The sequence below is a fragment of the Bradyrhizobium shewense genome, assembly GCF_900094605.1.
GTDB lineage: Bacteria > Pseudomonadota > Alphaproteobacteria > Rhizobiales > Xanthobacteraceae > Bradyrhizobium > Bradyrhizobium shewense.
Genome location: NZ_FMAI01000007.1, coordinates 56670 through 71908 on the forward strand (window position 1 = coordinate 56670; position 15239 = coordinate 71908).

16 protein-coding genes are annotated in these 15239 nt (G+C 65.4%); 12 read left to right on the forward strand and 4 right to left on the reverse strand.

Annotated elements, in window-relative coordinates:
• Positions 1–12 precede the first annotated feature (12 nt).
• Both GA0061098_RS15125 and GA0061098_RS15130 read left to right on the forward strand, forming a co-directional pair.
• A complete protein-coding gene (locus tag GA0061098_RS15125) occupies positions 13–192 on the forward strand; it encodes a CsbD family protein (RefSeq protein WP_091957079.1) in 180 nt (59 codons plus the stop codon).
• Entirely contained in the window at positions 189–1364 is a 1176-nt protein-coding gene (locus GA0061098_RS15130; RefSeq protein ID WP_091957081.1) for a DUF305 domain-containing protein, read from the forward strand. The genes GA0061098_RS15125 and GA0061098_RS15130 overlap by 4 nt, the downstream gene beginning before the upstream one ends.
• A gap of 7 nt (positions 1365–1371) precedes the next feature.
• On the opposite strand, the gene GA0061098_RS15135 is transcribed toward GA0061098_RS15130, so the two are convergent.
• The 4 genes from GA0061098_RS15135 to GA0061098_RS15150 all read right to left on the reverse strand — a co-directional run bounded on the left by GA0061098_RS15135 (position 1372) and on the right by GA0061098_RS15150 (position 4746).
• Positions 1372–1980, reverse strand: a complete 609-nt coding sequence (locus GA0061098_RS15135; RefSeq protein WP_091957084.1) for a cysteine hydrolase family protein — start codon at positions 1978–1980, stop codon at positions 1372–1374.
• Positions 1981–2087: 107 nt separating this feature from the next.
• Positions 2088–2894: an N-acyl homoserine lactonase family protein gene (locus GA0061098_RS15140; protein ID WP_091957086.1), complete on the reverse strand. Its 807-nt coding sequence runs from the start codon at positions 2892–2894 to the stop codon at positions 2088–2090.
• A 9-nt stretch (positions 2895–2903) separates the two neighbouring features.
• The gene (locus tag GA0061098_RS15145) at positions 2904–3293 is read right to left on the reverse strand and encodes a carboxymuconolactone decarboxylase family protein (RefSeq protein WP_091957089.1); all 390 of its coding nucleotides are present in this window, start codon (positions 3291–3293) and stop codon (positions 2904–2906) included.
• Positions 3250–4746 carry an MmgE/PrpD family protein gene (locus GA0061098_RS15150; RefSeq protein ID WP_245323352.1) on the reverse strand — a complete coding sequence of 499 codons (1497 nt, stop codon included), beginning with the start codon at positions 4744–4746 and terminating at the stop codon, positions 3250–3252. Before GA0061098_RS15150 ends, GA0061098_RS15145 begins: the two co-directional genes overlap by 44 nt.
• 60 nt (positions 4747–4806) lie before the next feature.
• Between GA0061098_RS15150 and GA0061098_RS15155 the strand changes: the two genes are divergently transcribed.
• The 10 genes from GA0061098_RS15155 (at position 4807) to GA0061098_RS15200 (ending at position 15230) form a co-directional block, all read left to right on the forward strand.
• The gene (locus GA0061098_RS15155; RefSeq protein ID WP_283807992.1) at positions 4807–5820 is read left to right on the forward strand and encodes an NAD(P)-dependent oxidoreductase; all 1014 of its coding nucleotides are present in this window, start codon (positions 4807–4809) and stop codon (positions 5818–5820) included.
• Between the two features lie 29 nt (positions 5821–5849).
• Complete coding sequence (locus tag GA0061098_RS15160; RefSeq protein WP_091957099.1) at positions 5850–7244, forward strand: MmgE/PrpD family protein; 1395 nt, start codon at positions 5850–5852, stop codon at positions 7242–7244.
• Positions 7245–7323: 79 nt separating this feature from the next.
• A complete protein-coding gene (locus GA0061098_RS15165) occupies positions 7324–8259 on the forward strand; it encodes a branched-chain amino acid ABC transporter permease (protein WP_091957102.1) in 936 nt (311 codons plus the stop codon).
• A 2-nt stretch (positions 8260–8261) separates the two neighbouring features.
• Positions 8262–10034 carry a branched-chain amino acid ABC transporter ATP-binding protein/permease gene (locus GA0061098_RS15170; RefSeq protein ID WP_208610653.1) on the forward strand — a complete coding sequence of 591 codons (1773 nt, stop codon included), beginning with the start codon at positions 8262–8264 and terminating at the stop codon, positions 10032–10034.
• A complete protein-coding gene (locus GA0061098_RS15175; protein WP_028140567.1) occupies positions 10021–10728 on the forward strand; it encodes an ABC transporter ATP-binding protein in 708 nt (235 codons plus the stop codon). The genes GA0061098_RS15170 and GA0061098_RS15175 overlap by 14 nt, the downstream gene beginning before the upstream one ends.
• Positions 10729–10762: 34 nt before the next feature.
• Positions 10763–11998, forward strand: coding sequence for an ABC transporter substrate-binding protein (locus tag GA0061098_RS15180; protein ID WP_091957107.1), 1236 nt, complete (start codon positions 10763–10765; stop codon positions 11996–11998).
• 34 nt (positions 11999–12032) lie between these two features.
• Positions 12033–13271 (forward strand): ABC transporter substrate-binding protein, encoded by a 1239-nt coding sequence (locus GA0061098_RS15185; RefSeq protein WP_091957111.1) that lies wholly within the window; start codon positions 12033–12035, stop codon positions 13269–13271.
• Between the two features lie 29 nt (positions 13272–13300).
• The gene (locus tag GA0061098_RS15190; RefSeq protein WP_028137140.1) at positions 13301–13681 is read left to right on the forward strand and encodes a carboxymuconolactone decarboxylase family protein; all 381 of its coding nucleotides are present in this window, start codon (positions 13301–13303) and stop codon (positions 13679–13681) included.
• Positions 13682–13696: 15 nt separating this feature from the next.
• Positions 13697–14467: an SDR family oxidoreductase gene (locus GA0061098_RS15195; protein WP_091957113.1), complete on the forward strand. Its 771-nt coding sequence runs from the start codon at positions 13697–13699 to the stop codon at positions 14465–14467.
• Between the two features lie 22 nt (positions 14468–14489).
• Positions 14490–15230, forward strand: coding sequence for an SDR family oxidoreductase (locus GA0061098_RS15200; RefSeq protein ID WP_091957116.1), 741 nt, complete (start codon positions 14490–14492; stop codon positions 15228–15230).
• The last annotated feature ends 9 nt before the right edge of the window (positions 15231–15239 follow it).

A 15239-nucleotide genomic window follows, 5' to 3' on the forward strand; every position in this document is an offset into this window, starting at 1 on the left:
TTGGAGACATCCATGGGCAAGACAAAGGGACTTCAGCAACGCATCGTCGGCAAGACCAGACAAGCCGTCGGCGAGATCATCGGCGACCAGGATCTGCACGATGACGGCAAGGCCGAGGCCCAGCGCGGCCGCGACGAACAGGACAAGCCGAGCAAGCTCAACCCGCTGAAGAAGCTCAAGCAGCTGACGTGAACGCAGAGCCGCGACCAGCACTTGCCAATGCAGCGCGGCGCACTGACAAAGGCCTGTCGCCGGTCACGGGGAGACGACGACGTTCGCGCTGGATTGCCGCCGCCGAGCTCGGCCTGATCAGCAGCACCTTCTCGACCATCGTCAGCCAGCTCTTCGCCGCCCGGATCGGCCGCGATGCCGCAGTCGACTGGATGACGGTCGCCGCCATTCCCGCGCGCGACTGGGCGATCAGCGCGGAGCCGTCCTGGACTGCGGTCCTGACCGGGATCGCCTTCCATCAATGGGCGGATTTTTCCTGGGCGCTGGTGTTCTTCGGTGTGCTGGGACGCTGGACCGCCGACTTGCGGCCGGCGACCATCCTGCTGCTCGCGCTGCCCTGGGCGGTGTTCTCGTCAGCCACGGAATGGTTCGTGCTGGTGCCGCTGTTTCCGTTCTGGCAGCCGCTGTTCACGCTGCAGCAGCCCTATTGGATCGGCCTGCTCGTTCATGGCACCTCGGCCCTGATGTATCCTCTGTTCGCCCGGTTGCGCTGGAGACGCGGCGCTGCAGCCGAGCGCGACATCCGCTTCACCAACGCCTGGATCACCGGTGCGCTGGTCGTGGTGGCGCTGTTAGGCGCGATCGCGTTGTTCGGCAGCCACGGCTACGAGCCGCCGTGGATGGGCCGCGACAGGGATGCGGACCAGACCTATATCCGTCACATGACAGCGCATCATGCCCAGGGCATCGATCTGGCCCGGATCGCCGTGGAGCGCGCCCAGGACCCGCATCTGCGCAAGCTCGCGATGCTGATGGTCGCGAGCCAGGCCGGCGAGAGCCGGATCTTCGAGAACTGGTGGCTGAGCTGGTTCGACACGGAGATGCCCGACTGCAGCACCGAAGAGCGTGCCGCCATGCCGGGCTTCCTGACTCAGGCCGAGATGCGACAGGTCAAGGCCGCGCCGGCGGACCGGTTCGACGCGGTGTTCGTGGAGACCATGAGCAAGCATCACATGGGCGCGGTCAGGATGGCCGACCAGATGTGGCACAGTGGCGGAGACCCACGGCTGCGCATCATGGCGCATGCCATTCGTCACGCCCAGCAGGGCGAGATCGCGCTGATGCACGATGCGAGCGGCATTCCGGCGGTCGCCACGGCCGTCCGCAACATGCTCGGCGACAACGTCAACTAGGGCGCCCCTACTCGCGCCAGAACTCCGCAAGCTCCTCCGCGGTCACCAGGTCGACCTGGCCGTGAAAGCGGGTGCGGTACATCGTCATGAGCGCGTCGTGCCCGACGTCGGACGAACTGCACAAGGCGTCCTCGACGATGACGACCCTGAAGCCGAGATCGACCGCGCTCAGGACCGTCGAGAGCACGCAGACGTCGGTCTCGGCGCCCGAGATCACGACCGTGCCGACGTTCTTGTCGATCAGCCGGCCCGCAAGGGCGGGATTGCTGAACGCGGAATAGGCCGGCTTGTCGATGATGGCAGCCGGCGGAACGAACTTGCTCAGCGCGGGCACCAGCTCGAGTGCGGATGGCGGCAGATGCTTGCGCGTGGCCTGGCTCCAGCGATGAAAATAGCTCTGCCACTGGCCGGGCCGATCTTCCGGATTCTGCGGCGTGATGAAGCGCGTGAAGATGGTTCTGGCCTGGTGGCGCGCAACGATCGAGACGATCGCCGGCAAGACCCGCTCCATCCACGGCGTCGCCCACAGACCGCCGGGGGCGAAAATGTTCTGCATATCGATGCAGAGGTGAACGGCCTCCCTGATCTCGGCCACTTCCGACGTGCTGTCCCTCATCGTCCTCCACCGTCAAGCATTCGGCGATCAATTGCGAATGCGAAGGCGACGGTTTTGGTTCCGAACCGCCGCGGTGCAGAGGTGGACTTGGAACCCGCGACGCGCGGTTACGCCGGCGTTGCGGTCGGCGCCACGTCGAGGCGAACCGCAATCCCATTCAGCTCCGGGCTTGGCGCCGGGTAGAGCTTCATGACGAGCGGATCATGGCCGGGGACGATGTGCTCCGCGCTAGGCGCCGTGGCGCGCAGCTTGTCGAAGCCCACCAGCATGTCGCCGACATGAAACGCCGTCGTGAACGGTCGCTCGCTGGTCATGTTCTCGTAGAAATGACTGACGTCGGAGGCGAGCACGACAGGGCCGCGGCGTGTGTTGACGCGGACGAATTGAAGACCGGCCGAGTGGCCGCCGGCCGCATGCACCGTCAGACCGGGCGCAATCTCTGCATCGCCATCGTAGAACAGCACCCGGCGCGCGTAATTCAGCCGCACGATCCCGCAGACGTCCTCGACCTCGAACGAATGCGACAGCCGCGGATATTGCATATAGCGCCCGGTGGCATAGGCGAGCTCGCGTTCCTGGAGATGAAATCGCGCATTGGGAAGCCGGTCGAAATTACCGACATGGTCGTAGTGCAGATGGGTGAGGATCACGTCCTTGACGTCGGCGGGGTCGATATCGAACGCGGCAAGCGTCTCCACCGGGCAGCGCAGGAAATTCCGCCTGCGCTGCCTGGCCACTTCCGCGTTGAAGCCGGTGTCGATGACGAAGCTGCGCCCGCCTCCCCGCGCCAGCCACATGAAATAGTCCATCGGCATCGGCCCGTCATGCGGGTCGCCGCCGATGAAGTGCTCGCTCCGCTGCGCCTCCCGCGTTGCGTAGCGGATGGCGAAGAGCTCGTAGTCCGGGTCAGCCATGGGATTTGCTCAGGAACCCGCCGCGTCGACCTCGTTGAAGGCCTCGCGCGCATTGCGGAAGGCGTCGATGCCGGCGGGCACGCCGCAATAGACCGCGACCTGGAGCAGGATCTCCTTGATCTCCTCCTTGGTCAGCCCGTTCTTCAGGGCGCCTTTGATGTGCAGCTTCAGCTCATGCGGCCGGTTCAGCGCGCCGAGCATCGCCAGATTGACGATCGAGCGCGTGCGCCGGTCGACGCCGGGCCGCGTCCACAAGGCACCCCAGCAGAATTCGGTCGACCATTCCGCCATCGTACGCGTGAACTCGTCGGCCCCGGCAATCGACTTGTTGACGTAGTCCTCGCCGAGCACCTCTTTACGAACCTTGAGGCCCTTTTCGAACAGTTCGGTCTTGCTCATGATCGTCCCTTTCAGGTCTTGAGAGAGTTGAGTTGGAAGCGGTGTGGGGCGACGCCGACGGCGGCCGCAGCGATTGCAGGAGAGTGGCGACGTCATCCACCGCGTCGAGGTGCCAGATCGCGTTGATGATCCGGTCCGCATCCCAATCGCTTCGGCCGGTCCGCACGGCCTCGCGCAGCTTGGCCTCGAGGTCGCGATCTGTGAGCGGCGCGGCGAGACTGCCACGCGGCGCGATCACGGTCTCGGTGAGGACCTCACCGGACGACAAGCGCAACGTCACGCGCGCGGCGCCATCGGGCATCTCGCTATCCAGCTTCGCCCTCACCTTCTGCCGCAGCTGCGCGATGTCGGTCCGGATCACCGTCTCATGCGCGAATTCGGCCACCCCGGCCGTGCCGAGCAATAATCCGCACGCCACGCAATGATGGATGCTGACGCGCGCATCGCGCTCGTTGTTGACCGGGCGATCGCCGCGGGCGAGCAGCAGCGCCGAGCCCTGCACCGTCACCAACTCGATCTGGTCGACCCGCCCGCCGATGCGCTCGCGCAATGAGAGGCAGGCATCGATCACCGCGTGAAAGACGATGCCGGCGGGGTAAGGCTTGTAGGTGTTCTTCGCAATCTCCCAGGTCTTGCCGAGACCGTCGAGCAGGCGAGCAATATCGGGCTCGTCTCCCATGGTGCGCGCCCAGCCGAGCGGGCCTTCGATGGCGCGGGGCGCCGCCTCAAAGCCCTGCTGCGCCAGCAGTGCCGCGAACAACCCGTTCCGCGCCGCGTTGCCCACGCTAACATTCTTGGCGGCACTGGGCAGGTTCTCGACGTTGCCGGCCGACTGGCTGGCCGCAAGTCCAATCGCGTTTGCGATCCCCTCAGCGGGCAGGCCTAGTAGTTTCGCGCACGCCGCCGCCGCGCCAAAAATCCCGCAGGTCGAGGTGATGTGCCAGCCGCGCGCGTAGTGGCGTGGCGAGACTGCATTGCCGATGCGGCACTCCACATCCACGCCGAGAATGAACGCGGTCAATACCTCCCGCCCCGACAGTTTGCGCATCTCCGAAAGCGCCAATATCGGCGCGGCAACCGGTGCGGCGGGATGAATGATTGTCTCGGGATGGGTGTCGTCGAAGTCGAGCAGATTAGCCGAGATGGCATTGAGAAATGACGCGCACAACGCATCCATCGGCTGCGAGTGACCAATGACCGTCGATGTCGCGGTCCCGCTGAACGGCGACAGCGTTCGCATCGCCGCGATGACGACAGGATCGCGTGCGGAGCCGAGCGCCGTCGCGAAGAAATTGAGGATCGATCGTAGCGCCTCAAGGCTCTGCGCCTCCACCTCCGCCCAGGACGAAGCAGCGACGAAATCGGCGAGCGTCTTGCTCACACTCGGAATTGGAACTTGCGGCACGCGGAGTGTCTTCCTCGTTTTCCCGAACCTTATGCCGATCCGCGGCAAACTGTCGACCCCAAATGTTATGCTTGACAGCTTGTCTGACAATCATAACAATCCAGCCCGTTGGCGCGGGATCCCCGCTGCCACGACGACGGTGGCCGAGACGGCCCGCCGGCGAACGCGTTCGACCAACGAGATGAAGAAGGCGCGCCCGTCACGGGATCGCGCGACAGGGAGCAGACGATGGCGGGAGAGATTCTCGGCGTAATCGGCACGGGCCGTATGGGCGGTCCGATGGCGGGACGATTGATGGACGCGGGCTATTCGCTCGTCGTCTATGACACGCAGGCCGAGGCGACTCAGCCGCTGGTCAAGCGCGGCGCGCTCCTCGCCAGTTCGCCGGCCGACGTCGCCTCACGCTCCGACATCGTGCTCGCCAGCCTGCCGACGCCCGACATCGTCAAGGCCGTTGCGCTCGGCCAGGACGGCATCAGCAGCGGCAACCGTGCGAAGATCGTCATCGATCTCTCGACCTCGGGTCCAGGCGCGGCGAAGTTCGTCGCGGAAGGCCTCAAAGCGAAAGGTATGACACTGGTCGATGCGCCCGTGAGCGGCGGCATCAAGGGCGCCGTCAACGGCACGCTGGCGGTGATGGTCTCGTGCCCGCAGGCGACTTACGACACCGTGCAACCGATCCTGAAGAACTTTGGCAAGCTGTTCTACACCGGCGACAAGCCCGGCGTGGCGCAGACGGCCAAGCTCGCCAACAACCTGATGGCGGCCACAGCCCTCGTGATCACCTCGGAAGCCGTCGCGATGGGCGTCAAGGGCGGCGTCAACGCCAAGGTGCTGATCGACATCATAAACGCCAGCAGCGGTCGCAACAGCGCCTCCGAAGACAAATTCCCCCGTGCGGTGCTGCCCGGCACCTTCGATTTCGGCTTCGCCACCGGCCTCTCCTACAAGGACGTCCGTCTTTGCGTGGACGAGGCCGAGGCCATGGGCGTGCCGATGGTCTGCGGCGCGGTGGTGCGGCAGATGCTCGCGATCACCAACGCCAAATACGGCGCCTCATCCGACTTCACCTCGATCGCCAAGGTGCTCGAAGAGTGGGCCGGGGTCGAGATGCGCGGCTGATCGCGCAAGCCAGGGGAGAGCGACCCGCGATGACGATCGGCCCGACCGTATCAGGCAAGGTCCCGCTCTCGCGCCAGATGGCGCGGAGCGTGCTTGCGCTGGATATTGGTGATTTCGGGCCGGAAGTCGTGGCCAAGGCAAAGCTCTGCCTGCTCGACTTCCTGTCCTGCGCCTTCGAGGCCGGCCGTCATCCCTGGAGCCGTCAGGCGATTGCGATCGCACATGACGGCGGCAGCGCGACGATCATCGGGACGTCGCAACTCTCCTCACGGGCCGATGCGGCCTTCGCCAATGCGGTGATGGGGCATGGCCTCGTGCGGGAAGACATGCATGCGGCCAGCATCGCGCACCACGGCGTCGTGATCTGGCCGACCCTGCTCGCGCTGTCCGAACAGACGCCGCTGCACGGCGCGAAGCTGCTGGCGGCCGCCATTATCGGCTATGAAACGGGCGCGCGGATCGGCCGCGCGCTGCTGACCTCGGACCTCGCACGCCTCTATCGGCCCACCGGCCTCGTGGCCCCTCTGGGCGCCGCGCTGGCGGGGAGTTTTGCACTCGGTCTTTCCGAGGATGCCGCCACCAGCGCGATCGCGATCGCGGCCAATACCTCCAGCGGTCTCAACGAGTGGCCGCATGCCGGCGGCTCCGACATGTATTTCCATCCCGGCTTTGCCGCCAGCAATGCGATCAAGGCGGTCGGCCTTGCCGGGGCCGGCGCCTTCGGCTCGGAAACCATACTGGAGGGTGAAGCCGGCCTGTTCGCCGCCTATCGCCGCCAGGCCGCGCCGGACAGCATCGCGCTCTTCCCAAACGGCGCGTGCGAGATCATGGCCGTCTACAACAAGCCGGTGCCCGCCTGCAATTTCGCGCAAACCGCCGCGCAAGCCGCGCTGCGCGTTTCGCACGAACTCGCCAGCACGGAGGAGATCGACCGCGTCGTCATCCGTGCGCCGGATGCCGCCGTTCGCTATCCCGGCTGCGACTCCACGGGTCCCTACCGCAATGCGCTTCAGGCCAAGATGAGCATTCCCTTCAGCGTCGCGGCGACGCTGGCGCGGGGCGAGATCGAGGAAGAGAACTACGCGGGGCTCGATGATGCCGACATCATCCGCCTGGTCGCGATCACCGAGCTCAAGGCAGACGCAGGCTTCACCGCCGCCTTCCCCGGCAAGCAGGGTGCGGAGGTGACCGTGCAGCTGCGCGACGGCCGGACCATCCGGCACGCTCTGCCCGACGTCATTGCCGCAACACCTGCGGATATTCGCGCACGCTTTCGCAGCTCGGCAGCCGGAGTCCTCGGCGAGGACCGCGCGCATCGGCTCGAGCAACTCATCGACGGCTGCGAGCAGCTCGGCAATGCAGGCGACATCGCCGCGCAGTGCCGCCTGAACGCAACGGAACGGGTTTTACGATCGGCATCATGAGAAGTGCCGGAAAGTACGGGGGAAACATGGTCGATCTGGAGACCAGCTTAGATTTGTCAGCGGCGCGGAGGCGGGGCTGATGGAAGGCTTTCTGCAAGCGCTCGCCGCGGGGCTTTTGATCGGCGCCGTCTACGGCCTGATGTGCGTCGGGCTCGGCCTGATCTTCGGCGTCATGCGTGTCATCAACTTCGCCCATGGCGATTTCATGATGCTCGGCATGTACACCGCCTTCTATCTCTTCACCGCCGCCGGCATCCAGACACTGTTCGGCAATGCCGTGGGGCCGTTCATCGCCATCCTGCTGGCCGGGCCCGTGCTCGCCGTGTTCGGCTATTTCGTGCATCTGGCTCTGATTTCGCACGTCTCCGGGACACGCACTGCCTCGCTCGAAGGCGAAGGCCATTACGCCCAGCTCATCCTCACGCTCGGCATCGCACTGATCCTGCAGAACGGCGGCCTCATCGTGTTCGGCTCCGTGCTGGCCTCGATCCGTACGCCGCTGTCGAGCTCGGCCTGGGAGCTCGGGCCCTTCTTCGACATGAGCATCTTCCTGAACAAGGCCCGCAGCATCGATATGATCGTCTCGCTGGCAATCATGATCCTGCTCTCGCTGCTGATCACGCGCACGCGGATCGGCAAGTCGCTCCGCGCCGCCGCGGACAATCCGACGGCTGCGACCTATATGGGCATCGACGTCGACCGCGCGCATCGCACCGCCTTCGCACTCGGCTGCGGCATCACCGCGATTGCCGGCGGCCTGCTCGCCACCAACTACCCGTTCCACCCCTTCGTCGGTCTTGAATACGTCATCGTCATGTATGCCGGCGTCGTGCTCGGCGGCATGGGCAGCATCATCGGCGCCTTCTGGGGCGGCATGACGATCGGCCTCGTGCAGCAGATGTCGACGCTGATCCTGCCGACGCAATTGCAGAACGCCGCGATCTTCGCCGTCTTCCTCCTCATCATCTTCTTCCGTCCGCAGGGCTTCTTCGGGCGCATGGTCGAGAGGACGTGACCATGCTCCGGATGCGCTCCTTTCTGCCTCCCCTGTTCTTCACGCTCGCCTATGCGGTCGTATCGCTCGGCGTCACCAACTCCTACTATCAGCTCATCCTGACGCTGGTGCCGGTGTGGGCGGTGTTCGGGCTGTCGTGGAATCTGCTCAGCGGCTATACCGGCCTGATCTCGTTCGGCCACGCCGCCTTTTTCGGGATCGGCGCCTACGCGACCGCGCTCGGCCAGATCTATTTCGACATCTCGCCCTGGCTGCTGATTCCCATCGCCGCCATGCTCGGCGGCATCGCCGGGCTGCTGATCGGCTTTCCGACCTTTCGTCTGCAGGGCCACTACTTCGCGCTGGCGATGCTCGCCTACCCGCTCGCCATTCTCTACGTGTTCGAGTGGCTCGGCTTCCAGGAGGTGACGCTTCCGATCAAGCGCGAGGCGCCGATCGCCTACATGCAGTTCGCCGATCCGCACCTATACACGCTCCTCGGGCTGGCGCTCATGCTCGCCACCATCGTTCTGACGCAAATGATCGAGCGATCGCGCTTCGGCATGGCGCTGCTCGCGATCAAGCAGAACGAGGCTGCGGCCGAAGCCGCCGGCATCAATACGCTCGCCTGGAAGCTGCGCGCGATCACGCTGAGCGGGGCGATTGCCGCCGCCATCGGCGGGTTTTACGCGCAGGTGCTGCTGGTCGTGACCCCGGCATCGGTGTTCGGCATGCTGGTGTCCGCGCAGGCGCTGACGGTCGCGATGTTCGGCGGCGTCGGTACGGTCTGGGGCCCGGTGATCGGCTCGGTGATCCTGATCCCGCTCGCCGAGATCCTGCACGCCGAAGCCGGCGCGCGCATCCCCGGCATCCAGGGCGTCATCTTCGGCATCGCCATAGTCTGCGTCATTCTCCTCGCGCCGGAGGGCCTGTTCTGGAAGCTGCGCGATCTCCTGCGCAAGCGCACCACATCGAAGGCGGCGGTCAGTGAAACCCCGGAAGCGGCAGCTGCCAACGTGACGGCCCTGAAGCCCGCCTCCCGGCAGCGTGCCGCCACCGGCGAGGTCGTGCTCGAAGTGAAGAACCTCTCGCGCTCCTTCGGCGGCCTGAAGGCGGTGCAAGATGTCAGCTTCAAGCTGCACAAGAACGAGATCCTCGGCATCATCGGCCCCAACGGCGCCGGCAAGACCACGCTGTTCAATCTCCTCAACGGCTTCCTCAAACCGAGCCAGGGCGAGGTGCTGATCGACGGCCGCAACATGTCGGGCCAGAGGCCGCACGTGATCTGCGAGGCCGGCATCGGCCGCACCTTCCAGGTGATGCGGCCGTTCCTGCGCATGTCGATCCTCGACAACGTCGTGGTCGGCGCCTATGTGCGCGCCCGCTCCGACGATGAAGCCCGCAAGCTTGCCGCCGACGCCGTCGCCCGCGTCGGGCTGTCTGCGGTGGCAGACCGTGTCGCCGGCGAACTCTCGACCAAGGAACTGCGGCTGATGGAGCTGGCCCGCGCGATCGCGGGCCAGCCGCGCATCCTGTTGCTGGACGAGACGCTCGCCGGTCTCGGCCATGGCGAGGCCGACGAGGTCGTTGCGGTGATCCAGCAACTCGCGCGCGACGGCATGACCATCGCGATCATCGAGCACACCATGCAAGCGATGGTCCGGCTGGTCGACAGATTCCTCGTGCTCGACCACGGCGCCGTCATCACCGAAGGCCTGCCGGAAGTGGTGACGCGCGACAACCGCGTGATCGAGGCCTATCTCGGCAAGAAGTGGGTGGGCCATGCTGCGAATTGAGGGATTGAGCGCGGGCTATTCGGCCAAGCCCGTCCTGAACGACGTCTCGATCAATGTCGGCGCGGGCCAGTTCGTCGCGATCGTCGGACCCAACGGCGCCGGCAAGACCACGCTGTTCAAGACGATCTCCGGCATCGTCAAGCCGAGTGGCGGCGCGATCACGTTCGACGGCGTCGACCTGCTCGCGGTGCCGCCGCCACAGCGCGCCCATCTCGGCATCGCCCACGTCCCGGAGGGACGACAGGTCTTCCCGTCGCTGACGGTGATGGAGAATCTGGAAATGGGCGCGATGACCGAAAGCGGCCGGCGGGACTGGCAGGCCAATATCGAGCGCATCTTCGAATGGCTGCCGGTGCTGAAGGAGCGCCGCGATCAATTCGCAGGCACGATGTCCGGCGGCCAGCAGCAGATGCTCGCGATCGGCCGCGGCCTCGCCTCCTCCCCGAAGCTTCTGATGCTGGACGAGCCCTCGATGGGGCTCGCGCCCTCGACCGCGGACTTCATCTTCGAGCGGCTGATCGAGATCCGGCGCCAGTCCGGGCTGACCATGCTGCTGGTCGAGCAGCGCGTCGCGGAAGCGCTGGAATCCGCCGACCACGGCTATGTCCTCGAAGCCGGACACGTCGTGCTCGAAGGCAACAACGCCACGCTGCGCGCCGACGACCGCGTGCGGAAGGCCTATCTCGGCATGTGACCAACAAAAAAACAGAGATCAGGGAGAAAACAAAATGAACAAGACTTCAAAAGGACTGAGTCGCCGCACCGTGCTCTCCGGCGCCGCCGCCGTCGGCCTCGCGGGCGTTGCGCGCGCGCAGGCACCTGGCGAGATCAAGGTCGGACTGATCGTGCCACTGTCAGGCATCTACACCCGCCCCGGCCAGGTGATGAAGATGGGCGCCGAGATGGGCATCGAGCACATCAACGCACAGGGCGGCATCAAGGCGCTCGGCGGCGCCAAGCTGAAGCTGGTCGTGATCGACTGCGGCGACACCACCGAGAAGGCCAAGAACGCGGCGCAGCGCATGGTGGCGCAGGAGCCTGATCTGGTCGCCGCCACCGGCTCCTATCTCTCCTCCTTCACGCTCGCAGTCACTGAGGTGACCGAGCGCGCCGAACTGCCGGTGCTGACGCTGTCCTATTCGGACCTACTGACTGACCGCGGCTTCAAGTACATCTTCCAGACCGCGGCGACCGCGAGCCGCCAGTCCGAGCTCGGCCTGCCGACGCTGATGAAGCTCGCCGAGAACGCCTCGGGCAAGAAGCCGAAGACCGTGGCGATGTTGATGGACAACACCGCGACGTCGGTGGCCACCGCCAAGGCTCTCAAGGAGCGGCTGTTCGCGCAGGAGGGCCTCCAGCTCGTCGTCGAGGAAGTCTGGACCCCGCCGCTGTCGGATGCGACGCCGCTGATCCAGAAGGTCCGCTCGGCCAAGCCCGATCTGCTGCTGTTCATGCCCAATGCGGTGTCGGATGCCAAGCTCGGCCTCGAGAAGATCAGCGAGTTCGGCCTCGGTCAGGGCAAGATCCCCACCGTGTCCTTCAGCATCACCATTGCCGAGCCCGACATGCTGCAGAGCGTGAGCCAGGAGACCGTGCAAGGCATCATGACCATCGTCGCCAATTGGGGCTCGAAGGGCCACGAGGCGCTGATCGCCGAGCTCAAGGCCAAATACAAGGAGCCCTGGATGACGCAGAACGTCATCTCGACCTATGGCGACATGTGGCTGATGAAGGAAGCGCTGGAGAAGGCCGGCAAGGCCGACCGCAATGCGGTCGCGCAGGCCTTCCGCGCCATGGATGCCGGCCCGTCGAAATATTATCCGGGCGGTCAGCTCAAATTCGACGAGAAGGGCCGCCGGGTCGGCGCCGGCGTCGTCATCGTGCAATGGCAATCGGGCGTGCCTGTCACCGTTTATCCGCCCGAGCTCGCGCAGGCGCAGCCGTTCTGGCCGAAAAAATCCTGACAACGTCGCGCAATTTTTCAGGGAGGAGATTGTCATGACTGCCAAGAGCAAGATCACGATATCGCGGCGAACGCTGCTGGCCGGCGCCTCCGGCACGCTGATCGCGTCCCGGGCCGGCTGGGCGCAGCAGCCTTCTGAAGTGAAGGTCGGCCTGCTGGTGCCGATCTCGGGGCTCTATGCCCGTCCGGGAACGGTGATGCGCGAAGGCGCCGAGATGGCGATCGGCCACATCAACGCGCAAGGCGGCGTCAAGGCGCTCGGCGGCGCCAAGCTGAAGCTCGTCGTGCTCGATTCCGGCGACACCACCGAGAAGGCCAAGAACGCGGCACAGCGTATGGTCGCGCAAGAGACCGACCTGGTTGCGGCCAGCGGCGCCTATCTGTCCTCGTTCACGCTCGCCGTGACTGAAGTGACCGAGCGCGCCAACCTGCCCATGCTTACCCTCTCCTACTCCGACCTGATCACCGAGCGCGGATTCAAATACGTGTTCCAGACCGCGGCCACCGCGGGGTCGCAGGCACGGCAAGCGTTGCCCCAGCTCATCAAGCTGGCGGAGACGGCCTCGGGCAAGCGGGCGAAGACGGTCGCGATCCTCACCGACAACACGGGGGCCTCGATCGCCTCCGCCAAGGCGATGCGCGAAGGCCTGCTGGCAGAGAACCAGTTGCAGCTGATCGTCGACGAGACCTTCACGCCGCCGCTGGCGGATGCGACGTCCCTGGTGCAGAAGATCCGTTCGGCCAAGCCCGATCTGCTGTTCTTCCTGCCGACCGTGATCTCGGACGCAAAACTGCTGCTCGAGAAGATGAACGAGTTCGGCCTCGGCCAGGGCAAGGTGCCGACGATCTCGTTCGGCATCGCGATCGCCGAGCCGGACATGCTGCAGACCGTCAGCCCCGAGCTGCTCCAGGGCGTCTTGACCTGCGTCGCCAGTTGGGGCGCCAAGGGCCACGAGGCCCTGATCGCCGAGTTGAAGACCCGCTACAAGGAGCCGTGGATGACGCAGAACGCGATCTCCACCTATGGCGACATGTGGGTGATCAAGGACGCGCTGGAAAAGGCCGGCAAGGCCGATCGCGTCGCCGTCGGCGAAGCGCTGCGCACCATGGATGGCGGCCCCTCCAAATATTACCCGCTGGGCGAGATCAAGTTCGACGAGAAAGGCCGCCGCGTTGGCGCGGGCATGACCATCGTGCAGTGGCAAGCCGGCATTCCAGTAACGGTGTTCCCGCCCGAACTCGCGCTGGCAAAGCCGTTCTGGCCGAAGAGCTGATAACGGGCGAACAAGAAACGGAGACCACAATGGACAAGGCGACCTACGACCGCGGCCTCGAAATCCGCAAGAGCGTGCTCGGCAACGAATTCGTCGACAAGGCGATCGCCTCCGCGGACGAGTTCAACCGGCCGATGCAGGACCTCACCACGGAATATTGCTGGGGTTACGTTTGGGGCCGCGAGGGCCTCACCCGCAAGACGCGCAGCTTCCTCAACCTCGCAATGCTCTGCGCGCTCAATCGCCCGCACGAGCTGAAGACCCATGTCCGTGGCGCGCTCGCCAATGGCGCGACCAAGGAGGAAATCCGCGAGGTGTTCATGCAGGTGGCGATCTATTGCGGGGTGCCGGCCGGCGTGGATGCATTCAGGAACGCGAAGGAAGTCTTCGCCGAGCTCGACAAGAAGTAGCGGAGCGTGGCTGCCATGAAGGGCAAATGGGCACTCGTGACCGGCGCGACCGCAGGCCTCGGCCTCGCCGTGGCGGAAGGCCTTGCCGGCGCTGGCGCCAATATCGTCCTTCACGATCTCGTCACGCCGAAGCGGGCCGCGGATGATCTGCGCGCCCGCTTCGGCGTGGAGGTCGTCGCCGCCGGCGTCGATCTGTCCCGGCGCGAGGCGATCGAGGCCATGATGGCGGACCTGCTCGATCGCTGCGGTGCCATCGACATCCTCGTCAACAATGCCGTGGTGCGGCACTTCTCTGCCATCGAACAGTTTCCGCCCGATCGCTGGGACGAGGCGCTGGCCGTCAACCTGTCGGCGCCGTTCCACCTCATTCGCCTGGCGCTGCCGGCGATGAAGCAGCGCGGCTGGGGCCGGATCATCAACATGGGTTCGATCTATTCGAGCCGCGCGGTCGAGGACCGCATCGACTACGTCACCACCAAAACGGCGATCGCAGGCATGACCCGCGCCGTCGCCATCGAGACAGCGCGCAGCGGCGTCACCTGCAACACGCTCTGCCCCGGCACGCTGCCGACGCCCGCCATCCTGAACAAGATCGCGACGATGGCATCGAACAGCGATCGTTCGGTCGAGGACGTGACGCGCGACTATCTCGGCGAGCGCCAGCCGACGCAGCGCTTCGTCGAAATGGATGCGGTCGCCGCCATGGTCGTCTTCCTCTGCGGCACCGCCGCAAACGACATCACCGGCGCCAGCCTGCCGATCGACGGCGGCTGGTCGGTGGCATGAGAACTGGAACGGGAGTGTTGCGATGACTGAACAATCAGGCCAGACCGTCGTGCTGACGGGTGCCGCCGGCGGCATGGGACGAGCCATCACCAAGGCGCTGCTCGACAGCGGCCGCCGCGTCGTGCTGGTCGATCGCGACGCCAAGGCGCTTCAGGAGCTGGCGGCGACAGTGGGCGATCCGGTGTTTCCGATCCAGCTCGACGTCAGCGATGCAAAGGCCGTCGATCGCCTGCCCGATGCCATTCCCGGTCATTTTAGGCCGGTCGACGTTCTCATCAACAATGCCGGCCACGACATCGGCGGCCGGACGCGCTTCGACATCGGTTCTGCGGACGACTGGTCCAACATCATCCAGACCAATCTGATCGGCCTGATGCGCGTCACGCGCGCGATCCTCCCCGGCATGGTCCAGCGCAACGCCGGCCATGTCGTCAACATCAGCTCCATCAACGCGGTGCGGATCGTGCCTGACATGGCCGCGTACAGCACCAGCAAGGCGGGCGTGCACATGTTCACCGAGACCCTCCGTGGCGAGCTGGCGGACACCGCGATCCGGGTCACCGAGCTGCAGCCCGGCCTGACCCGGACCAATATCATCCTGACCCGCTATCGCGGCGATACGCAGAAGGAAAAGGACTATTTCGACCAGTTCAGGATGGCACTCGATCCGGCCGATATCGCCCGTTCGATCGTCTTCGCGCTCGACCAGCCCGCCCACGTTCAAATTGCCGAAATGATGATTCTGCCTGTAAACCGGTACTGAGTTTTCCCG

What these genes read in the sequence shown, in the direction of transcription:
- GA0061098_RS15125 (WP_091957079.1), top strand. Translation starts at nt 13, where the DNA reads ATGGGCAAGACAAAGGGACTTCAGCAACGCATCGTCGGCAAGACCAGA.
- GA0061098_RS15135 (WP_091957084.1), bottom strand. Translation starts at nt 1,980, where the DNA reads ATGAGGGACAGCACGTCGGAAGTGGCCGAGATCAGGGAGGCCGTTCAC.
- GA0061098_RS15140 (WP_091957086.1), bottom strand. Translation starts at nt 2,894, where the DNA reads ATGGCTGACCCGGACTACGAGCTCTTCGCCATCCGCTACGCAACGCGG.
- GA0061098_RS15145 (WP_091957089.1), bottom strand. Translation starts at nt 3,293, where the DNA reads ATGAGCAAGACCGAACTGTTCGAAAAGGGCCTCAAGGTTCGTAAAGAG.
- GA0061098_RS15160 (WP_091957099.1), top strand. Translation starts at nt 5,850, where the DNA reads ATGACGATCGGCCCGACCGTATCAGGCAAGGTCCCGCTCTCGCGCCAG.
- GA0061098_RS15165 (WP_091957102.1), top strand. Translation starts at nt 7,324, where the DNA reads ATGGAAGGCTTTCTGCAAGCGCTCGCCGCGGGGCTTTTGATCGGCGCC.
- GA0061098_RS15170 (WP_208610653.1), top strand. Translation starts at nt 8,262, where the DNA reads ATGCTCCGGATGCGCTCCTTTCTGCCTCCCCTGTTCTTCACGCTCGCC.
- GA0061098_RS15175 (WP_028140567.1), top strand. Translation starts at nt 10,021, where the DNA reads ATGCTGCGAATTGAGGGATTGAGCGCGGGCTATTCGGCCAAGCCCGTC.
- GA0061098_RS15180 (WP_091957107.1), top strand. Translation starts at nt 10,763, where the DNA reads ATGAACAAGACTTCAAAAGGACTGAGTCGCCGCACCGTGCTCTCCGGC.
- GA0061098_RS15185 (WP_091957111.1), top strand. Translation starts at nt 12,033, where the DNA reads ATGACTGCCAAGAGCAAGATCACGATATCGCGGCGAACGCTGCTGGCC.
- GA0061098_RS15190 (WP_028137140.1), top strand. Translation starts at nt 13,301, where the DNA reads ATGGACAAGGCGACCTACGACCGCGGCCTCGAAATCCGCAAGAGCGTG.
- GA0061098_RS15195 (WP_091957113.1), top strand. Translation starts at nt 13,697, where the DNA reads ATGAAGGGCAAATGGGCACTCGTGACCGGCGCGACCGCAGGCCTCGGC.
- GA0061098_RS15200 (WP_091957116.1), top strand. Translation starts at nt 14,490, where the DNA reads ATGACTGAACAATCAGGCCAGACCGTCGTGCTGACGGGTGCCGCCGGC.